10 protein-coding genes are annotated in these 13,627 nt (G+C 48.3%); 4 read left to right on the top strand and 6 right to left on the bottom strand.

The features are described from left to right. The first annotated feature begins 48 nt into the window (after positions 1-48). Entirely contained in the window at positions 49-2,064 is a 2,016-nt protein-coding gene (locus D1Z90_RS04440) for a pre-peptidase C-terminal domain-containing protein (RefSeq protein WP_119909544.1), read from the top strand. A gap of 68 nt (positions 2,065-2,132) precedes the next feature. Here the strand turns inward: D1Z90_RS04440 and D1Z90_RS04435 are convergent, their stop codons facing one another. Beyond that, positions 2,133-5,168, bottom strand: coding sequence for a right-handed parallel beta-helix repeat-containing protein (locus D1Z90_RS04435; protein ID WP_119909543.1), 3,036 nt, complete (start codon positions 5,166-5,168; stop codon positions 2,133-2,135). 203 nt (positions 5,169-5,371) lie between these two features. Then, the gene (locus tag D1Z90_RS04430; RefSeq protein ID WP_119909542.1) at positions 5,372-6,265 is read right to left on the bottom strand and encodes a LysR family transcriptional regulator; all 894 of its coding nucleotides are present in this window, start codon (positions 6,263-6,265) and stop codon (positions 5,372-5,374) included. A 148-nt stretch (positions 6,266-6,413) separates the two neighbouring features. Between D1Z90_RS04430 and D1Z90_RS04425 the strand changes: the two genes are divergently transcribed. The 3 genes from D1Z90_RS04425 to D1Z90_RS04415 all read left to right on the top strand — a co-directional run bounded on the left by D1Z90_RS04425 (position 6,414) and on the right by D1Z90_RS04415 (position 9,234). Continuing rightward, positions 6,414-7,562, top strand: a complete 1,149-nt coding sequence (locus D1Z90_RS04425) for an S-(hydroxymethyl)glutathione dehydrogenase/class III alcohol dehydrogenase (RefSeq protein WP_119909541.1) — start codon at positions 6,414-6,416, stop codon at positions 7,560-7,562. 51 nt (positions 7,563-7,613) lie between these two features. Continuing rightward, the gene (gene fghA / locus D1Z90_RS04420) at positions 7,614-8,450 is read left to right on the top strand and encodes an S-formylglutathione hydrolase (RefSeq protein ID WP_119909540.1); all 837 of its coding nucleotides are present in this window, start codon (positions 7,614-7,616) and stop codon (positions 8,448-8,450) included. A 157-nt stretch (positions 8,451-8,607) separates the two neighbouring features. Next, positions 8,608-9,234 (top strand): flavin reductase family protein, encoded by a 627-nt coding sequence (locus D1Z90_RS04415; protein ID WP_119909539.1) that lies wholly within the window; start codon positions 8,608-8,610, stop codon positions 9,232-9,234. A gap of 23 nt (positions 9,235-9,257) precedes the next feature. On the opposite strand, the gene D1Z90_RS04410 is transcribed toward D1Z90_RS04415, so the two are convergent. The 4 genes from D1Z90_RS04410 to D1Z90_RS21495 form a co-directional block, all read right to left on the bottom strand. Further along, entirely contained in the window at positions 9,258-10,160 is a 903-nt protein-coding gene (locus D1Z90_RS04410) for a LysR family transcriptional regulator (RefSeq protein WP_119909538.1), read from the bottom strand. Positions 10,161-10,249: 89 nt separating this feature from the next. Beyond that, on the bottom strand, positions 10,250-12,304 hold the full coding sequence (locus D1Z90_RS04405; protein ID WP_119909537.1) for an alkyl/aryl-sulfatase: 2,055 nt from the start codon (positions 12,302-12,304) through the stop codon (positions 10,250-10,252). A 79-nt stretch (positions 12,305-12,383) separates the two neighbouring features. Next, on the bottom strand, positions 12,384-12,881 hold the full coding sequence (locus tag D1Z90_RS04400) for a hypothetical protein (protein ID WP_119909536.1): 498 nt from the start codon (positions 12,879-12,881) through the stop codon (positions 12,384-12,386). 430 nt (positions 12,882-13,311) lie between these two features. Next, entirely contained in the window at positions 13,312-13,626 is a 315-nt protein-coding gene (locus D1Z90_RS21495; protein ID WP_198419049.1) for a hypothetical protein, read from the bottom strand. Position 13,627: the final 1 nt, after the last annotated feature.

The following is a 13,627-nucleotide window of genomic DNA, read 5'->3' as shown; positions in this document are numbered from 1 at the left end:
ATTAGCTGTTTTTAAAACGTCAAACTATAGACAGTAAGGAAACACATAATGAAACTCGTTACTAAGAGTATATTGCTAGCGCTGGCTACTTGTGCGGCCAGTACGGCCCAAGCAGGCAGCCAGTATCACAGACTAATCTGGGATGCCTCACCGCAATCTCAAGCCACCATTGGTTTTAGCCCTAATGGCGGCAGCAATCATTACGTCAGATACGGTTTAAACAGCAACGACACTAACTGGACTCTTCAAGAGCTGAGCGCCACGCGCACGTTTGCTGGCAGCCTAACCAACCACTTTGTTAAGCTCTCCGGCTTACCGGCTAACTCGCCAGTGTATTACCAAGTGTGTGATAGCACGGGCTGTGGCCAAAAGTTCTGGTTTAAAACGGCCCCCAATAGCCATACGCCTTTTGTGGCTATCGCCGGGGGTGATACTCGTACTGGTTGGACCAACCGCCGCAATGGCAACAAGTTAGTGGCCAAAATCCGCCCTTTGTTTGTGATGCATGGCGGCGATTTCACCAATGCCAATAGTGCATCCGAAATGCGTAGCTACCTAGCAGACTGGCAGCTGACTTTCTCTAGCGATAACATCGACGGCGTTAGCTTTAAGCGTATTTACCCGTTTATTCCGACCCACGGCAACCATGAAGACAATAACTACAATACCTTGTGTCAGGTGTTTGGGGCCGACTTTAATCAAGACGGTCAATGTAACGCGAACGACACTTACGGCGCGTTTAATGTCTCGCCGCTGCTGCGGGTATACACTTTAAACAGTCAGTTTAAAAACTCAGGCTGGTCAAGTTATGCCAGCGCCATGAATAACTGGCTAGCAAGTGATTTGGCCAGTCAAGGCAGCAGTGCAACTTGGCGTATTGCCCAGTACCACAAACCCATGTTTCCACATTACACGGGCAAGTCTGACAATACCATTTTGCATACTTGGTGGGCGCAAACCTTCTACAACAATAAAATGAACCTAGTGGTAGAGTCAGACACCCACATCAATAAAATAACCCGACCGTTAAAGCCCAGCGGCAATGGCTTTAGCGCCACTGACGCAGGCGGTACCGTATTTGTGGGTGAAGGCAGCTGGGGGGCGCCGGCACGCTCGGCCAACGATCCTAAGTCATGGACCATAGATCTGGCGAGTATTCAGCAATTTAAGGTTCTGAGCGTGAGCAGCGCTAAAGTCGAAGTGCGCACCGCACAATTTAGTAATAGCGCTTACGCTTTGTCCAACAGCGAGCGCCAAGCAAATCCGTTAGCGCTGCCGAGCAACGTGGCCTGGTGGAATGCTGCGGAAGTAGGTGAGGTATTAACCTTAGTAAAAGCCAGTAACGGCCTCAGCCGGATTGATAACGGCTCTGTGACGCCAACGCCGCCACCTACACCTGGGCCAACCCCACCACCAACGCAACCGCCAAGTGGCAATAACCAGCTTACCAATGGCGTGCCCCAAACCGCCATTAGCAGCAATAAAGGTGAAAAACAAGAGTTCACGATTGTCATCCCTGCCGGCGCCAAAAATTTAACCATCAATATCTCAGGAGGCTCTGGCGATGCCGACTTATACGTCAAACATGGCAGTAGCCCAAGCAGCAACAGTTACGACTGTCGCCCATACAAAAATGGCAATACAGAAAACTGCAGTTTTGCTACGCCAAGCAGTGGTACTTATTACATTAGCCTTAAAGGTTACAGCAATTTTGCCGGGGTCAACCTAACAGCCAGCTTTAGCCAAGGCGACAGCGGCGGGCAAACTGGTGGCGAGACCATTACTAACCTCGCCGCGAACAAAGGCGATTGGCAATATGGCGAGTTCACCCTGCCAACGGGCCTTAGCCAACTCACGGTTTCCATCTCAGGTGGCAGTGGCGATGCTGATTTATACTTGCGCAGCGCCAGCAAACCCACGTCATCAAGTTATCACTGTCGCCCTTATAAAAACGGCAACAGTGAAACCTGCACCATTACTAACCCAGCGGCCGGCACATGGCATTGGGGAACAAAAGCATATGCCAGCTACTCAGGTTTAACACTCAGCTATCAATACCAGTAATAACTCATAAAAAAAGGCACTGATATCAGTGCCTTTTAACCATGGAGCTTTAGCAAGTTATGCTAAAGCTAATTAGCCGTAGTAAAACGCCACACTTGCCCTTGTTGGGTAATACCAGCGTGCTGGCTGTCGACACGCCAATAGTAAGTGGTCGCAGGTTGCAGTGCGGTTAATGGCAATGCACTTTCGCTACCTAAATAAGTCAACGAAGTGGGATTGTCTCCAAAGTACACCTTACCCGTTGACCCTTTTGCCAACTTAAACATTAGCGTTGGCGTTAAGCTCACACTGTCTGCAGTGTCAAATGGCACAGGATGCTCAGCCCGATCGTGCACATGACCGGGGATCCAATACGTCTCTCCCGCTTCATATGGACCAATATCTGGATTGCTCTCTTGATAACCTAGGGCAAACAAGCTCCCTTGCTCTCCGGCATCGGTTAAACCAGCCAAAGGCCAAGCCCTAAAGTCTCCCCAAGCAGGGCCTTGCAAGTAACTCGACATATCCTGACTTAACACATTGCTGCCTTGTAAACCCGGTACTTCAAGCTGCTGCGGGGTACCCGATTTTCGCCCTTGCAGTGAGCCAACCAAGTTATTTAACGTTTCTGAAGCTAAATTAATGCCACCAGCATCTTGTTTATTGAAGATAATAAGATCGGCTTTATCACTATTAAAGATCAGGTTGTTATAAGTGCCTTGGTAATTCCCTTTGATGATAGAAAATGCCGTATTCCATACCGCATTATGATGTACAACACCATCCCGGCCGGTTTTCGCGGCGCCTTCGACACCATCAAAACGGATACCGGATTTCGGCGAGTCATGAACCCAGTTGTAGGCTATTTCAGTGCCTGCCTGCTCTGCAACGCCAACGTTGATTGCCGCGCCGTCGTGCTGTAATAAGCTGGTATTGTAAACGCGATTACCACGCACCACAGACTCAGCCCCCACTCTTACTCCTTCTGAGTTACCCGCGGTATGAAAGGTATTATTGGTAAACACTATGCCACGGCTTTGCTGCGCCATGTTTAAACTGCCCTCGCCCCCTGTGCCTAAGTTGGAGTAATCGATATCGTGGATCAAGTTATTGTCTATGGTGTCATAAGTTTCTTTGATGAACTCAAAAGCAGGACCATCTGTATATGCTAAGTAGCTGTCAACAATGGCATTATTCGTTTCAGTGATGGCTTTGTTGTTGTTAATAAACTTAATCGTCTCAGGTCGCGTAAGTTGGCCTAACATGCGCTTAGAATAGGCGTAATATTGCGCCGTAATGTCCTTAAAGACCACGTTGTGAGAGTTGACCACGGTAAACGCCGTGGCAAAAAAGTTGAGCTGCTCAAACTGAACATGGCTGGCATTTCGCACCGTTAAGCCATACGTTTGTGTTTTAGCTTTCACCTCAAGCTGATTCGGGTCTACCCCTTCAGGCGCCCACAAATACACAGTTTTAGTGCTCGGCTCATAGAACCATTCGTTCGGGCTATCAAGAAAGGCTAACTTACCTTCAAGATAATAATGACCTTCTTCATATTTGACGTTCTTTGCCTGCCAAAAGCTGTCATTGTTTAAGATGTTGTTGGCCGCATTTTTCATCGCCGAGCCAGAGCCGGTAAAATCAGTACTGTAGCTAAAACGATCACTGCCAGCGTTATGACTTTCTACTCGCTGCGCCCAGTTTAACCAAGAGCCAATGTTCATAATCGCAATGGCACCAGTTGCATCAATGTCACTATCAGCCAGTGATTGAGAATTGACGCCTACTGGTAATGGTGTATAAGTATTTCCATTGTTACTGACTTTTATACTCTGGTAGGGCCGCTCATCAATCATGGTGCCAAAACTGCTGGCAGGTGCTTGGTGACGCCATGTCGCTTGCATATCCCACAACGAGCCATCTTTTAGCTGAGCATTCGGCCAACGGGCCGACATCACCATTTCATCGCCCACAAAAAGCTGCCACACGTCTTGATTAAGCTGAGTTTGATAGATATTGCCTTGATAGCGCTTCCAGCTGCTATTGATATCAATGGTGCCATCAATGACCACGTCTTTGCCGCTAACGACAATAGGCGCTTGAGCGCTTCCCGCTACCTTATCAAGTACTTGCGCGGTTTGATAACGACCACTGAGTAGCTCAATGCGATCGCCGGGTTGCGCTTTAGTACCGGCTTTTTTCAAGCTGGCTAAAGGCGCGTCTATGCTGCCATCATTACCATCGCTGCCGTCAGGCGAGACATACCAAATATTGCCTGCAACAGGCGGCTCACTAGGCGCAAGTGTAGGAATGATGGTGGGCTCTGTCGTTGGTAATGGCGTTGGCGCTAACGTTGGAACTGAAGTGGGAACAACAGTTGGTAACGGCGTAGGCGCTAGCGTTGGAACTGAAGTGGGTACAACAGTTGGTAACGGCGTAGGCGCTAGCGTTGGAACTGAAGTGGGTACAACAGTTGGGAACGGCGTTGGCGTTAACGTAGGTGCCGTTGTTGGTACAGCAGTAGGTACTGATGTAGGAACGGCAGTAGGCACAGGCGCTTGAGGGCACTCCACCACTTGCCAAAACCACGACGTTGCCACAGGCGTTTCCCAAACACCAGGGCGATTTTTCGCCTGGTAACATTGGCCGCGATATTCTACTAAGTCGCCATTGCTCACTTTCGTTTTGCCCGCTTGCCATTCAACCACACCTTCAGGGGCGGGAGTCGGTATCTGCGTAGGACTAACAGTAGGACTAACAGTAGGAGTTAGCGTAGGGCTAAGCGTGGGGGCCACAGATGGCTGCGGCGAAACTGGCGTGTCTGTACATTCAACTGGCGTCCAAAACCACGCGGCTGAAGAGGTTGGGGTTTCCCAAGTACCAGGATTATTTTGAGCGCGGTAACATTGCCCTTGGTAAATAACTTGTTCGCCATTACTCACCCGAGTTTGTCCAGCCACCCATTCAACAGCTTGCGCGTTCGCGTTAAAAGAAAATGTGCTAGCAACGGCCAATGCAATCGTTGCACTGGTCAAAATAGTTTTATGGTCAGCAGCATGATGAGGCGTAAAAAAACGCGCGGCTGCCGCTCTCACGTTACCGCGAGAATGGGGCTCATGTTTCATCGTAAAATCCTTTTTACTTTAGACTTGTCATCCTGACAAGTGAATCGTAAGCAGGAGCTCATCCTGCTGTTGGTCAACAATCAGTCTAAACAAAATCTAATTAATATGCCGTTTATTTCAGCAAATAAGCATGATAAAAAGCACACCTAACCCGCTAATAAAAATTCTATTTTTGTGAATAAATGTAAGCAGTTAAGCGCCTGTTATACATCCAATAACATGCTTGGCTCAGCCAGTCGCTCAACCAAAAAGTCGAGCAATAAGCGCACTTTGACCGAAGTACGTTTAGTCGGCGGAAATAGCGCCCAAATGCCTTCAGGTTGGTCTCGATAAGCCTGCAGCACCTCTACCAGTGAGCCTTCATCTAAACCACGGCGCACGTAATAATCGGGCAATTGCACTAAGCCTACGCCTTTGCTTGCGGCTTCTAACAGGGCCAAACCTGAGTTACATTTTATCCGCCCAGACACTTTAAGAGACTTGCCTTTGTCTTGCTCGCGAAAGCGCCAAAAGTCGACGCTGCCAACCAAACAAGAATGCTGGGATAATTCGGACAAAGTATGGGGCTCGCCGCTGCGTTCAAGGTAAGCGGGACTGGCGCAGACATACAATTGCCGCGTCGCCAACTTACGAGCTTTTAAACTTGAATCCGTCAAGTGGCCTAAGCGTATGGCAATGTCGATATTATTGTCGATGAGATCTAACGTTTGGTTGGTTAATATCAGCTCGATATCAATTTGAGGGTAAGCGGCTAAAAAGTCCAGTATCACAGGGGCAATAAACTTTTCCCCATAGGTCATGGGCGCCGTAATTTTGAGTTTCCCCGAAGGCGTGAGCTGCATTTGTGTCACTGCCAGCTCGGCCATTTCAAGGCCCTCCACCAGCAATTGGCATTGATTGAAATAAATCTCACCTGCGGTCGTAAGGGAAACTTTACGGGTGGTACGATGTAATAATTTGACCCCTAACCGCGTTTCTAAGGCCGATACTCTGCGGCTAATTTGTACCACGCTGGTACCGAGCTTATTGGCTGCGCCGGTAAAGCTATGACTTTGCACCACAGCGACAAATTCTGACACCCCTTGCCAACGGCTCATTCGGTTAACCCTTAACTGTAATTATTACATATATGAAATAATGAATTTCAATTTAGCCTAATTATTCCCAAATAGAAATAACCTACTATGCTCAACATAAATCAGCAGCTCGACTCTGCCCCCTTACCAACACGTTCAGGAGCACAATATGCCTCTCGATATTCAACCAGGACAAACCTCTATTAAATCTAAAGCTGCGGTAGCTTGGGCCGCCGGTGAACCACTAAAAATGGAAGAGGTAGATGTACAGTTACCAAAAGCCGGCGAAGTATTGGTACGGATCGTCGCAACCGGCGTATGTCATACCGACGCATTCACTTTATCTGGAGATGATCCTGAAGGAATTTTCCCTGCCATTTTGGGCCATGAAGGCGGTGGTATCGTTGAAATGGTTGGCGAAGGCGTCACCAGTGTGGCGGTGGGTGATCACGTCATTCCGCTATACACCGCCGAGTGTGGTAAATGTAAATTTTGTACTTCAGGCAAAACTAACTTGTGCCAAGCGGTACGTGAAACGCAAGGCAAAGGCTTAATGCCAGACGGCACCAGTCGCTTCTCCATTAACGGCGAGCCTATTTACCATTACATGGGCTGCTCAACATTTTCAGAATTTACCGTCTTGCCGGAAATCTCACTGGCAAAAGTAAACCAAGACGCGCCATTAGAAGAAGTGTGTTTACTGGGCTGTGGTGTAACCACTGGCATGGGCGCGGTACTCAACACGGCAAAAGTGCAACCGGGCGACACGGTGGCAGTATTTGGCCTAGGCGGCATTGGTTTGTCCGCCATTATTGGTGCCCGTATGGCTGGCGCTAGCCGCATCATTGGCGTGGATATCAATGAAAGTAAGTTTGAGTTAGCCAAGCAATTAGGCGCCACGGATTTGATCAACCCGCAAAAGCACGACGAGCCAATTCAACAAGTGATAGTAGACATGACAGATGGCGGCGTGGACTACTCGTTTGAGTGTATTGGTAACGTTAACGTGATGCGCCAAGCCCTTGAATGTTGCCATAAAGGATGGGGGGAGTCGGTGATCATCGGTGTGGCCGGTGCCGGCCAAGAAATCTCAACTCGTCCATTCCAACTGGTAACGGGCCGAGTATGGCGCGGCTCAGCCTTTGGCGGCGTGAAAGGCCGCTCTGAACTACCTGAAATTGTCGAGCGTTACATGGCGGGTGAGTTCGGCTTGCAAGAGTTTATCACCCACACCATGGGACTTGCAGACGTCAACGAAGCCTTTGACCTCATGCATGAAGGCAAAAGCATTCGTACCGTGATCCACATGAACCAATAAGCTCACGTCTGTTTCAGGGCGCATCCAGCGCCCTGAGTTTTGGGAGAAATTATGCCACTTGAATTAATCCAACAAGCCAAGGTAGCCAATGGTTGGCACAAACGTTACAAACACCAATCTAGTAGCGTTAATGGTGAAATGACCTTCGCCATTTTTTTACCGCCAAATGCTAACCAAGAGCACCCTGTTCCGGTGCTGTATTGGCTTTCAGGGCTCACTTGTACCGACGAAAACTTTATGCAAAAAGCGGCAGCCTTTAGCACCGCTGCTGAACTGGGCATCGCCATTGTCGCACCTGATACCAGTCCTCGTGGTGAAGACGTAGCCAATGATGACGGCTACGATTTAGGCCAAGGAGCCGGCTTTTACGTGAATGCGACACAAGCCCCATGGAATAAGCATTATCAAATGCTGGACTACATAGTCCAAGAATTGCCAGAACTGATCGCTGCTAATTTTCCTGTAAGCCAAGCAAAGTCCATTGCAGGCCACAGCATGGGCGGACACGGCGCCTTGACCATAGGCATCAAACACGCAGATGGTTATCGCTCTATTTCGGCATTTAGCCCCATCGCCAACCCCATGCATTGCCCTTGGGGCCAAAAAGCATTCAATGCTTACTTAGGCAGTGATAAATCTCAATGGCGCCAATATGATGCCAGTGAACTACTGAGCCAGTGCCAAGCTACCTTGCCCATTTTGATTGACCAAGGCGATCAAGACGACTTTTTAGCCGAGCAGCTAAAGCCCGATACCTTAATCGCGGCGGCTGCAAACCTCACTAGCCCGTTTGAACTGCGGATGCAGCCAGGTTACGACCACAGTTATTTTTTCATCTCGACCTTTATTGCAGACCACCTGCGCTTTCATGGGCAATACTTGGTTTAACTAAGTTGCAGCGCGTCCTTGTAATCATCCGATCAACAAGCCGGTAATGTCATTTCGACATTACCGGCTTGTTGCGATTTAGCGCTTCCTATTTAATCCTTGGCTTGTTAGGGTAATTCACTGTTATTACCAGCCACTCAACAAGTTAGGACACGCTATGCTGCAAGCCATGGAGGCACTTTCTGCCAATCAAATTTACCACCTGATGACGCAAACCGTGATCCCTCGTCCAATCGCATGGGTGCTAACAGACTCCAGTCCTGCAGGAGAAGAGCAAGGCAACTATAACCTCGCACCATTTTCATACTTCACGCCCATTTGCAGCGCGCCGCCTTTATTGCTTTTTTCAGTGGGAAAAAAGCCCAATGGCGACATCAAAGACACCACTCGTAACGTTAAAGCTCATGGCAAAATGGTGGTGCATATCGCGGCAACCGCGTCTAGCGAGGCCATGACGGCATCTGCTGCAACCCTTGACCATGGTGAGTCGGAAGTGGCGGTCAACAATATCGCGCTGGTGGACTTTGCTGATTTTGATTTACCCCGCGTCGCAGATTGCCCAATTGCCTTTGGTTGTAGCTTGTATCAATTGCAAGAAATAGGTGACACGCCGCAAAGCTTAATCATTGCAGAAATAGAACAGGTTCACATCGACCCGAGCGTGATAGACCCAAGCACTGACAGGCTTAAAGTTGATGCCTTAAAAGTGGACCCCATCGCCCGTTTAGGCGGCGGCGAATATAGCAGTCTAGCTGAGACGTTTGCGGTGCAGCGGCCAAAATAGTCGCAGCCAAACTGTCGCGCCATTTATCGTTGTAATGAAGCCATAATGATATCCCTGAGCCAGCGGTTTGCAGGGTTAGTGGCCAATTTTTTGGGCCAATTTACCCACACTTCAATTTGTCTGGCCTCAAACGGCACTGGCATGATGCGCAGTGGCAACTGATTGCTGAACTCTTGAGCTAAACGCTCTGGACAAATGCCGATAGCCTCACTGTTGGCAACGGTAAATAACATGGAATAAAGCGAATTATGCTCGCTGTGTGTTTTACGCTCGGGCAAGGCGGCAATGGCAAGCGTTTCTGCCGCACGAGAGTCAAAGCGGTGTAAGTTTAACTTTGCGTGCACTTCTTCAAAATACTGTTGGTAACTCACCGCCTTGTTTATTCTCGGATGCTTGGCATTCGCCACACAACAAACCGCTTCATGTACCACCAGCTTAGACTCTATCCCGCCTAACCCTGGAGAAATATAATCCACCACCAGATCGACTTCGCCCGTGGTAAGCGCTTGGTAGATAACATCCTGTTCCAGTGGCAAAGCCACGCAAATGATTTGACTATTGCTGGTATTGATTTGCTCCAAGCGAGTAATCATATTCGCGATAAATACGTCTGGCACAAACACTCTAAAGGTGCGGTTTGCATCGGTCGGACAAAATTTTTCATATCCGAGAATGCTGCGCTCGATTTCAGCAAACCCAGGGCTGACTTGCTTGTAAAAGTCATGGGCAACAAAAGTCGGCTCAACCCCCGCACTTTTACGCTGGAATAACACTTCTTTTAATTCTGCATTGAGTCGTTTAATGGCATGGCTCACAGCCGATGGCGTGAGATCTAACTGTTCGGCAGTCGCGGAATAAGAGCCGGTTTTATAAACGCTCAAGAAAACCCGCAATAAGTTTAAGTCGAAATGGGTCGATTTAGGCATGATGGCGACCAAAGCAATGAAAGTACTGCACCATCAAAACAAAAAAAGCCCCTTATTAGCAAGGGGCTTGTGGGTGTTATCCGAGTCAGTTATCGGTTAATCGGTGAAATGCCGGTTTTTGCTTTACCGTAACTGTATGGGCTATGGTCTTGCGGCAAGGCCATGTTGAACCAGAAAGCAAAGTCATCCAAGTAACTGGTGAGCTCTGTGAGTTTGCTAATATCGCCCTCAACCGTTGCTTTGCCTGATTTTAACAGTTCTTGCAGCGTAGTTTGCTGCAGCAACATCGCGGTGATGTCTGTGCGGTTCACCTTTAACGTAAAGTCTGGGTTAGGCACATCAAATCCCGGAATATTACTCATTCGGCCATTGCTAGCTTCAATCGCAAACTTGACGTCTTCATCTGGCAAAATTAAGTTCGCATTCATGGTAAAGCCTTGCTCTGCCGCTTTCGGGCCATTAAAGCGCACCGCCATAAAGTTCAAGAAATCGCGCACCGGCATAGCTTGAATCAAATCTGGCGTGACCGCCTTAGTTGACTGCACTTCCACAATGCCATTTCGCAGCTCCGAGGCCCCTGCCAAAAATACGTTTCGCTCGCCAGAAGACTCCGACTGATAGCCCAACTGCTCAAAACAATCGGCTTGAAGGTAACGGGCCTGCATGTTGTCTGGCTCAGCAAACACTAGGTTATTAACCACAGTAGCACACCAACGATATTCACCTTGCGCGAGGGCTTTTTTGCCTTCGGTTAAAATCGCATCTGCGCCCATCATTTCGGTGTATTTACGAGCTTGGTCAACCGAGTTCAAATGCAACAAGGTGGCCGGATTCATGTCAAAATAACCAATGTACTTATTGGCAACCGCTTTAGCGTTGCGGTGGTAAGAGCCATGATAGCCGCGGGTATACCATTGGTCTGCCAGCGGTTTGGGTACGTAAAACTCGTCCTGAATGTCGGTAATGCTAACGCCATGATTAATCAAGCGTAAGGTTTCATCATGCAGGTAGCCGTACATATCACGCTGACCACGTAAGTAAGCTTGAATCTTGTCATTGCCCCAGCGTGGCCAACCATGCGATGCAAATAATAACTCAGCTTCTCCGCCAAACATGTACAGGGCTTCATTGATGGTATCTGCCCACTGCAAGGTGTCGCGCACAAATGCGCCCCGTAAGGTATACACGTTATGCAAACCAGACACTGTGGTCTCTGCGCCCCAATACGCCTTATATTTAGGAATATAGGTATTCATTTCCGACGGCGCTTCAGTGTCTGGGGCATTTTGAAACACCATTTCTAAGCCATCGACGCTTAAGGTTTCAATGTCCTGTTCCACTTGGTGGGTGGGTAAAATAAGTGACAAACCGCCATTGGCCACGCCCTTACCTATAGCCGCATCCACTTGGCCTGTAGGACTTTTTTCTAAGGTGTTACCGTATTGAAAGACCACTCGGCGTGCCATTACATTGCCGGCTAATACGTTTTCTGATATTGCAAAATCAGAAAATGCTCGTGGCGCTAAAATTTCTACTTCACCTTTGTCAACTTGCTCTTGGCTCACCACGCCTTTCACGCCACCAAAGTGGTCACCGTGAGAGTGCGAGTAAACCACGCCCTTAATCGGTAAATCGCCATCTTTAGCGTGGGCTTTAAATAACTCATAAGCGGCGGCAGAGGTTTCTGGTATGGTGAGTGGATCAAATATAATCCAACCATTGTCTGAGCGCACAAAGCTGATCTGAGCTAAGTCATAGCCGCGCACTTGATAAACCTTACCCGGTAAAATTTCATACAAGCCATGCTCCATGTTCAACTCTGCTTGACGTTGCATGGAAGGGTGAATGGAGTCGTAATCTTTGCCCTGCAAAAGGTAGTCGTAGCTGCCTAACTCCCACACCACGTTGCCTTTGGCATCTTTAATTTCAAGGTCGTCCACCCGAGCAATAAAGCCCTTCTTCGCCAGATCCCAGTCTTCTTTATCGGCAAACGGCAAGGTTTTACGCAGAGATTGCTGAAACTCAACCGTGTGTTTACTCGCCGGTTTTTGTGCTGCCGAAAAGCTGTCATTGTCGGTGTTAGCCGCATAAACTCCGCCGGTGAGCGAAGCAGTAATAAGTAATGTGAGTAAAGAATGTTTCATACCAACCTCTGTCCTATTGAGAGTGTGAAATTAATCGTTGTTTAATTCGCTATTTGCGTATCGTTATTTTGTGTCTGAGTCAGCTAAAGGACTTTTGCATCAGGTGCTCAAAGGGAGTTGATACCTCGGCGTTAAATACCACGCCCAGGGTTTGCGCCTGGCTAAAGCTCAGCTTGCCTCGCACCATGGCGGTTAATACGTCAACGTCTGTTACCACCACTTCGGCATAGTCTTTATTTGGAATTTCATGAGGCAGCAGGCGCACTTGCTTACCGTCGCCAATCAAGCGATAAAAATGCTGGCCCGCCATATCAAACAAGGTGACATCAAATACTTGGTTGCTGTATCCGGCTTGTAGCTTTTGCATCAATAAAAACTGCACCGTAAGCCAATTGGCTTGATTACTGCGGCTGATTTCACCCTGCTTCTGAGCTTGATGAAACGCCACAGCCACTTCAAATGTACCCGCGGGAGAGGCAAATATGGCGCCGTCGACGCCACCGTCGGCCAAACACGCTTGGGCGTAATATGGAGCAGATAACAAAGCCACAATGGCTGCAATTTGTCTGACTTTCATGATGGCCTCCCATAACGTTTGATGAGGTAATATTAAGCAAGCAAGACATGAAAAAGAAGAAACCTAGACAGCATTAAGATGTGAATTAAATTCACATGCTGAGAGAAAATTGCTTTCGACTCGGTAAGCAAGCTGCGGTATTTAATATTTAGAAAACCGTGCTGCACGGCATGAGGAGAGGTTGTGGCAGCAAGCTGTGGCGAAGCATGAACCAAGAGCCGATGCAGGTATTAATTACACGACAGGCCGCGATAAACTCAACGTAGCCTGAGCTCAGTAGCGGTTATTAAAGCGGTTAGTACACAAGAGTAAAGCATGCAAAGTGCTGCTGTGAGGCGGTAACTACTGTTACCGGGGTATTTACAGGCCATAAGCTTCTACCCCAATAAAGCATATGGCACACTCACTGATCCTTGACAAAAACACGCAACTAAAAGACATAAACGTTACGCAACTTAATGGCCGATTCAGTACCGGCCACGTAACCGCCTATTGGCGAGCCTTCACCAACAAAACGAGTTTTATTTCCCGACGCGCGATTATTTACCAGAAAGCATTCATGCACTAACATCAGTTTATGGCGTTTACCTTGACTAACATTAAAAGTGGCGTTCATATCCAACTTCAACGTACTGCCCATATCGTCCGATTTCCAATACGCAAACTGAGGGTGAAAGCCGATGCTCAGGCGCGAATTCACTTGATAATCCAACTTAACATTCAGCTGATCGCCCGTGTCTGTCACG

The sequence above is a fragment of the Motilimonas pumila genome, from assembly GCF_003596335.1.
In the GTDB taxonomy this organism is placed as follows: Bacteria; Pseudomonadota; Gammaproteobacteria; order Enterobacterales; family CBDFNC01; genus Motilimonas; species Motilimonas pumila.
Note: the sequence above shows the minus strand (reverse complement) of the source record. Positions and strands in the feature narration are given on the sequence as shown.

What these genes read in the sequence shown, in the direction of transcription:
- D1Z90_RS04440 (WP_119909544.1), top strand. Translation starts at nt 49, where the DNA reads ATGAAACTCGTTACTAAGAGTATATTGCTAGCGCTGGCTACTTGTGCG.
- D1Z90_RS04435 (WP_119909543.1), bottom strand. Translation starts at nt 5,168, where the DNA reads ATGAAACATGAGCCCCATTCTCGCGGTAACGTGAGAGCGGCAGCCGCG.
- D1Z90_RS04430 (WP_119909542.1), bottom strand. Translation starts at nt 6,265, where the DNA reads ATGAGCCGTTGGCAAGGGGTGTCAGAATTTGTCGCTGTGGTGCAAAGT.
- D1Z90_RS04425 (WP_119909541.1), top strand. Translation starts at nt 6,414, where the DNA reads ATGCCTCTCGATATTCAACCAGGACAAACCTCTATTAAATCTAAAGCT.
- fghA (WP_119909540.1), top strand. Translation starts at nt 7,614, where the DNA reads ATGCCACTTGAATTAATCCAACAAGCCAAGGTAGCCAATGGTTGGCAC.
- D1Z90_RS04415 (WP_119909539.1), top strand. Translation starts at nt 8,608, where the DNA reads ATGCTGCAAGCCATGGAGGCACTTTCTGCCAATCAAATTTACCACCTG.
- D1Z90_RS04410 (WP_119909538.1), bottom strand. Translation starts at nt 10,160, where the DNA reads ATGCCTAAATCGACCCATTTCGACTTAAACTTATTGCGGGTTTTCTTG.
- D1Z90_RS04405 (WP_119909537.1), bottom strand. Translation starts at nt 12,304, where the DNA reads ATGAAACATTCTTTACTCACATTACTTATTACTGCTTCGCTCACCGGC.
- D1Z90_RS04400 (WP_119909536.1), bottom strand. Translation starts at nt 12,881, where the DNA reads ATGAAAGTCAGACAAATTGCAGCCATTGTGGCTTTGTTATCTGCTCCA.